Source organism: Mesorhizobium sp. M5C.F.Ca.IN.020.32.2.1, assembly GCF_004023105.1.
GTDB lineage: Bacteria > Pseudomonadota > Alphaproteobacteria > Rhizobiales > Rhizobiaceae > Mesorhizobium > Mesorhizobium wenxiniae.
On record NZ_RZSX01000613.1, the window covers coordinates 1 to 4,013 of the forward strand.

Here is a 4,013-nt window from a genome sequence, read left to right on the forward strand (position 1 = left end):
AATTTAGACTCTCGGCAGTCGCATATTCGGCGTCGGGCGCGGAAAAATACTGATAGCCCAGATCGACGGAAACATTCTTGGACACTTGATAGGCAAGGCCCGCATTAAGCGTATAGGCAAAGGAATACTGGGTCTTGTCGTCCTGCAGAACAAAATCGTCGGTAGGGTCATTGTTGTCGGTGAAATAGCTCGCCGAAAGCTTGCGATTGCTCTGGACGATTCCGATACCCGCGCCGAGATAGGGCGTGATCCCGACATAGGTGCCAAGATCGACGTAGCCATTGAGCATGCCCGAGAAGGCATAGTTCTTCAGAGACGCTGATGCCACGGTCGTTCCGTCATCATAGCCGACGCCGATCTTGTTGCCGGGCAGATAGCCGAAATTGAGATCGGCCCGCAGATAGTCGTTGAAATGGTAGCCGAAGCCGATGCTGGCAAAGATCGGATCTTCATTGTCGCTGAAGCTCGCCGGTGTGAAGGCGAAGTCCTCATCTTCGAAACTCTTTTCCGGCAAATAAGCGACATCGCCCCGCAGATACCATCCCGAACCGACTTCGACCGGCACATAATCCGGCGCCTGGTCGACATAGATCGGCGGATCGTAGTCGGCACCAAGCGCTTGAGACAGCGGCATCAGGGCGATTGCTGCAAGCGCCAGCGCTATGCGCGATTTGAATGTCATGATCCCTGGCTCCCGAAGGTGGCGCCATTCGCGATCGCGAGCGCCGTTTCAGAGCATTGTTAACCATAGTGGTTAAGTGGCGGTTAAGGATAACAGCACGTTAGCGATTTGATTTTGATGCGCTTTCCTGACTCAAACGAAAACCGCCCGGCTTTCGCCGGGCGGTCCGCAACCCTGCTCTCGAAGCGATTACTTGGTGTAGACCGGTTCGGGTTCGTAGGCGATCGGCTCCGGCTGGGCGCAGCCCGAGTTGCCGAACTGGTAGCGCAGGCCGCCGCGCACTTCGTGCACATTGATGCCTTTGTCATGGCCCGGACCGACGCCGCTGGCGAAGTCGAACATCTTACCGCCTTCGATATGGCTGTAGCGGTAGCCGACATCGAGCTTGACACGATCGGTCAGGCAGTAGGATGCGCCCGCCATGGCGGCATAGGCAAAACGCCAGCCTTTGCCGCCGCTATGCTCAAACGAACCGTCCTCAGTGACGTTATGCAGCGTATCCCACTTGACCCAGGCACCGCCGATGCCGGCGCCGACATACGGCGTAATGCCATGCCAGGTGCCGATATCGACATAGGCGTTGGCGAGAAGCAGCAGCGCCGTATAGGACGAGGTGTCGGTCGAAGTGCAGGGATCTCCATCAAGGCAGATGCCGCTGGTCGAGCCGCGGAAATCGGATTTGCTCATCCAGTCCGCGGTCAGGTCGGTGCGAAAATGCTGGTTGATCTGGTAACCGACGCCGGCGCCGGCCGAGAAGGCGCCCTCCAGCTTGCCGCTGTCAAAGCGGCCGGTGCCTGGAGCCGGCCCGTAGGTGATGTAGTCGCCGCCGCGGAACTTCGACCAGTGATAGTCGATGTCGCCGCGAATGTACCAGCCGCCATATTCGACCGGCTGCTCGTAGACGGGCGGCGGCGGGGCCGGCTCGACCACGGGCGGCTCGACGAAGTCGGCGGCGAACACTGGTCCGGCCACGCCCGCGAGCAGCGCGGCAAAGAGGGCCATTCTTGCTGTATTGAACATGCTTGTCACCCCTGAGAACCCTCGGCACAGCGAACGCGTCCGAATCTGATTGGCTTCAGCGTGGATAATGAATTGGAAAAGTTAAAGCGCGTTTAACCGTATCGCTTAACCATGTACCTCTAAATCTTTCGGAGTTTTCGCGGCATGTCTGCGGAGAATTTGCGTGCAAGCCAACGAAAAAAGCCCGCCGGAGGCGGGCTTTCAAACTGGCAAAAGCTTCAGGATCAGGCGGCGCTGCGCGTTTCCGAAATGACCTCGACGATATCGTTGACGACGGCCTCGACCAGTTGCTGATCGTCGCCTTCCGCCATGACGCGGATGAGCGGTTCCGTGCCGGATGGCCGGATGACCAGGCGCCCGGCCTTGCCCAGGCGGTGCCGTCCATCTTCGATCGCCGCCTTGACCAGGGCTTCCTCGAGCGGCTTGCCGCCGGCAATGTGGACGTTCTTCAGCAACTGCGGCACCGGCGCAAACTTCTTCGACAGTTCGCTGACCGGCCGGTTCTGCCGCTTGATGCAGGCGAGCACCTGGAGCGCCGAGACGAGGCCGTCGCCGGTGGTGGAAAAATCGGACAGCACGATGTGGCCCGACTGTTCGCCGCCGACATTCAGGCCGTGCGCACGCATGTGCTCGACGACATAGCGGTCGCCGACCTTGGTGCGGTGCAACTGCAGGTTCATGTCGCCGAGGAAGCGTTCGAGGCCGAGATTGGACATCACCGTCGAGACGATGCCACCGCCGGCCAGCCGTCCGCTCTGATGCCAGGACTCGGCGATCAGCGCCATGATCTGATCGCCATCGACGATCGCGCCGTTCTCGTCGACGATGACGACGCGGTCGGCATCGCCGTCGAGCGCGATGCCGATATCGGCGCGCACTTCGTGGACCTTCTTCTGCAGGCCGGCCGGATGGGTCGAGCCGCACTCCTTGTTGATGTTGAAGCCATTGGGCTCGACATTGATAGCGACGACCTCGGCGCCGAGTTCCCACAGCGCCTCGGGCGCCACCTTGTAGGCAGCGCCGTTGGCGCAATCGACGACGATGCGGAGGCCCGAAAGCGACATCGAGCGCGGCAGCGTGCGCTTGGCGAATTCGATGTAGCGGTCATGGACGCCGTCGACGCGCTTGGCGCGGCCGAGCCCGTCCGAATCGGCGAGCGCCAGGTCGATATCCTTGTCGAGCAGCCCCTCAATTCGCTCCTCGATCTCATCGGAGAGCTTGTAGCCATCTGGGCCGAACAGCTTGATACCGTTGTCGTAGTAGGGATTGTGCGAGGCCGAGATCATCACGCCGATGTCGGCGCGCAATGAGCGCACCAGCATCGCGACCGCGGGCGTCGGAATCGGGCCGAGCAGGAACACGTCCATGCCGGCGGCGCACAGACCCGACACCATCGCATTCTCGATCATGTAACCGGAAAGCCTGGTGTCTTTGCCGAGCACGACGCGGTGGCGATGGTTGCCGCGCTGGAACGAAAGGCCGGCGGCCATGCCGACCCTCATGGCGACCTCCGCCGTCATTGGAAACCTGTTGGCGCGCCCGCGAATGCCGTCCGTACCGAAATAACTTCCTGCCATGCTAGCCAGCTTCCCGATGGTTCTTTTCCGGCACGTCATGCCATAAATTGGCCCGAGCCCTATCATCACAATGCATGATTATAGGTCACCAATCCTTAGAAAATTGTTGTTTTGTGTGTTTTGTGTCACGCTCGTGCGTGGACTTTCAAGTTCCCTGCCTGGTTGCGGCAGCAGCGTCCAGGAACTTCAGACTGCATCTGGATTCTTTGTTGTCTCAGTCAGTAGGCACTGAACTCGCAATCCGCGGGTCGAGTGGCCCTGGATCGGGCATTCAGTTGCGCCGCAGCGGCGACACTCGATCCAACCCGCCATGTCAGGCAGTCCCTCACTGTGGGCCGCTCTATGCGCGCTTTCCGTGCAAAAGCGCTCGGGAAAATCTACCTGGCGGACAGGAGCTGGCTACGACTTTATCGAAATAATGCACTTTCCGACAGCTTTTACGCCATTTAGCCTCTGGCGCAACCAGCCGTTGAGTGCTACTGCTTACTTGGTACATATCGTGAACATCTGAGGGAGAAGACGCATGCTCATCCATCGACTTGCCACTTTGACGGGTCTCGCCGTCGTGACTTTATTCCTGACGGCGCCCGCCAATGCGCTGACCATGACTGAATGCAGCACCAAGTATAACGCGGCAAAGGACGCCGGAACACTTGGCGGGCAGAACTGGAACCAGTTCCGCAAGGCAGAATGCGGTACCGACACCGCCGACGCCACGCCAGCCGCGGCGGAAA

General features: G+C 59.9%; 3 protein-coding genes and 1 pseudogene. 1 reads left to right on the forward strand and 3 read right to left on the reverse strand.

What is annotated here, in order from left to right; all coding sequences use genetic code 11:
• From EOA86_RS25415 to glmM, 3 genes are all read right to left on the reverse strand, one after another.
• A partial coding sequence (locus EOA86_RS25415; RefSeq protein WP_164891970.1) for an outer membrane beta-barrel protein occupies nucleotides 1–682 on the reverse strand: 682 nt, incomplete at its 3' end.
• Between the two features lie 189 nt (nucleotides 683–871).
• Nucleotides 872–1,702 (reverse strand): outer membrane protein, encoded by an 831-nt coding sequence (locus EOA86_RS25420; protein ID WP_127209865.1) that lies wholly within the window; start codon nucleotides 1,700–1,702, stop codon nucleotides 872–874.
• A 224-nt stretch (nucleotides 1,703–1,926) separates the two neighbouring features.
• Nucleotides 1,927–3,279 carry a phosphoglucosamine mutase gene (gene glmM, locus EOA86_RS25425; RefSeq protein ID WP_128344197.1) on the reverse strand — a complete coding sequence of 451 codons (1,353 nt, stop codon included), beginning with the start codon at nucleotides 3,277–3,279 and terminating at the stop codon, nucleotides 1,927–1,929.
• A gap of 523 nt (nucleotides 3,280–3,802) precedes the next feature.
• On the opposite strand from glmM, the pseudogene EOA86_RS25430 reads away from it, so the two are divergent.
• Nucleotides 3,803–4,013, forward strand: a pseudogene (locus EOA86_RS25430) (hypothetical protein); the annotation flags it as partial.

Bases quoted from the DNA above. Each gene is read 5' to 3' on its own strand.
- glmM (WP_128344197.1), bottom strand. From the start codon at position 3,279: ATGGCAGGAAGTTATTTCGGTACGGACGGCATTCGCGGGCGCGCCAAC.
- EOA86_RS25420 (WP_127209865.1), bottom strand. From the start codon at position 1,702: ATGTTCAATACAGCAAGAATGGCCCTCTTTGCCGCGCTGCTCGCGGGC.